This is a genomic window from Oleiphilus sp. HI0080, assembly GCF_001635135.1.
Window position 1 is genome coordinate 1 of the sequence record NZ_LWFU01000040.1, and the last position, 458, is coordinate 458.

Here is a 458-nt window from a genome sequence, read left to right on the forward strand (position 1 = left end):
GACGTGTTGGATGGTATGGAGGGCGGGCTCGCTAAACTCTCTAAACCTGTTCTGAAGGTGATGCATCGCCTGAACCAAAATACGGTGAAGGGCTCAAAGCGAAACATCGCTGCGCACTATGATTTGGGGAATGATTTTTTCAAGACCTTTTTAGACCCAACCATGATGTATTCGTCTGCGTTGTTTCCGAGTGAAGATGCAAGCTTGGAAGAAGGCTCGTTAAACAAGCTGCGTACGATTTGTGAAAAACTCCAATTGAGCAAAACTGACCACGTTGTCGAGATCGGAACGGGGTGGGGCGGCTTTGCAATCTATGCAGCACAAAACTATGGGTGCAAGGTCACCACGACCACTATTTCACGTCAGCAATATGACTTGGCTTGCCAGCGCGTCAAGGAGGCGGGGCTCGAAGACAAAATCACCTTGCTACTTGAGGACTATCGAAAGTTGGAAGGGCA

Annotated in this window: 1 protein-coding gene; it reads left to right on the plus strand. The window is 48.9% G+C overall.

Going from position 1 to position 458, the window contains the following annotated elements; genetic code table 11:
- Positions 1 to 458 (plus strand): cyclopropane-fatty-acyl-phospholipid synthase family protein (locus tag A3751_RS00625; protein WP_197466063.1); only part of this gene is annotated, 458 nt, incomplete at both ends.